Source organism: Helicobacter japonicus (assembly GCF_000762845.2).
Classification (GTDB): domain Bacteria; phylum Campylobacterota; class Campylobacteria; order Campylobacterales; family Helicobacteraceae; genus Helicobacter_C; species Helicobacter_C japonicus.
In genome coordinates, this window is the sequence record NZ_JRMQ02000039.1 from 1 (window position 1) to 1,660 (window position 1,660).

Sequence of the window (1,660 nt, forward strand, 5' to 3'; positions counted from 1 at the left end):
TGTGAATTAAATGAATTGCCAAACAATGAGGAAAAGTATAATAAGATTCTAAAGTATTTTGATACAAGCTTGGATACATTGGATTGGGAGGAGTTGAATAGGAAAATTTGGAAACTGAAAGAAACTAGTGGAGACTATAAAAAAGGCATCTATGAATATGAGGCTTTAACACAAACAAAGGAAATAAATTCTCGTTTAGGAATAGCAGCAAGTCTTTTAAGTAATGAATCACCAATAAGTAAGTATAATACCAATCAAATGTCAATCTATGCTTCTTGGCACACGAAGCGTTTTTATCCAGACGGCAATGAAGGAAGTGGATTTTATTGGGGTGAGGGAAGATTAGCTTGTGTTGATGTAGCAAAAAAATATGACACCAATGGGAGTGAATAATGAATAACAAACAACAGATTAACAAACTTAGAGACAATGCTGAACTAGCCCAAGCTTCCTATTTTTACTTTGATTTCCTTAAAGATTCTAATAATATCCCTAGAAAGATTTATGAATTAGATTCAAAAAACGATAAAATCAAAGATGAAAAATATCCTAGAGGATATAAAGAAATAGAAATTACTTTAGAACATATAGTGAATCAAAAATATTACAACCACGAAGTATTGGTAAATCTTGAAAAAGGCGATGATATTTTTACAAAAATGAAAAATGAAGCTAAAGATAGTTTTAATTTAGATAAACTCAATGGTGAATTTAGTGAAATTCAAGCTAAAAACTTTGCTAAAAGATATAAGATTAAATTTCATCAAGCTAATACCTTAAGCGGATTCTCTGCTACTTTATTCTATGACATACAAGAGGATAGGTTTGTGGTAGGGTTTAGGGGGACGGAATGAAAACATTTTTTAAAATTTTATATATTGGTTGGTTAGGATTTTGCGTCTTGATATTTATTATGTTATTAGGAATGGCATACGAACCCGACTTTCTTGGAAGCCTTTTTTTTACTTTAGTATTAGCTGTTATGCCTTATTTATATTTTCTATGTATTTTTAAAATTCCTGTTGATTTTGAAATTTGGTGCGATGAAAATAATGCTTATATCAATGATTTTAAATTATTTTTTAAAAGATATGTGTTATATTTGCTTATTCCTATAGTGGCATTTGTTTTGTTTGTGATATTCCGTGATATGGTATCAATATTGTTAGTATTGAATTTGCCATTTATATGGCTATATCTTGTTGGGATAAAAAAGATTCTTATGTTTTATATAGAAAAACTTTGGAGATAATATGGAAAAAACAAGAATTCAAATCAATAATCTAAGAGATTATGCCGAACTTGCACAAGCTTCCTATTTTTACTTTGATTTCCTTAAAGATTCTAATAATATCCCTAGAAAGATTTATGAATTAGATTCAAAAAACGATAAAATCAAAGATGAAAAATATCCTAGAGGATATAAAGAAATAGAAATTACTTTAGAACATATAGTGAATCAAAAATATTACAACCACGAAGTATTGGTAAATCTTGAAAAAGGCGATGATATTTTTACAAAAATGAAAAATGAAGCTAAAGATAGTTTTAATTTAGATAAACTCAATGGTGAATTTAGTGAAATTCAAGCTAAAAACTTTGCTAAAAGATATAAGATTAAATTTCATCAAGCTAATACCTTAAGCGGATTCTCTGCTAC

General features: G+C 28.3%; 4 protein-coding genes. All 4 read left to right on the forward strand.

Annotated features, from left to right (window positions below):
- The coding region (locus LS65_RS09890; RefSeq protein ID WP_161976273.1) for a hypothetical protein at positions 1-393 on the forward strand (393 nt) is incomplete at its 5' end.
- The gene (locus LS65_RS09665; RefSeq protein ID WP_138129872.1) at positions 393-854 is read left to right on the forward strand and encodes a hypothetical protein; all 462 of its coding nucleotides are present in this window, start codon (positions 393-395) and stop codon (positions 852-854) included. The genes LS65_RS09890 and LS65_RS09665, both read left to right, overlap by 1 nt.
- Positions 851-1,252, forward strand: a complete 402-nt coding sequence (locus tag LS65_RS09670) for a hypothetical protein (RefSeq protein ID WP_034363926.1) — start codon at positions 851-853, stop codon at positions 1,250-1,252. Before LS65_RS09665 ends, LS65_RS09670 begins: the two co-directional genes overlap by 4 nt.
- A gap of 1 nt (position 1,253) precedes the next feature.
- On the forward strand, positions 1,254-1,660 hold a 407-nt coding region (locus tag LS65_RS09675), incomplete at its 3' end, for a hypothetical protein (RefSeq protein WP_138129873.1).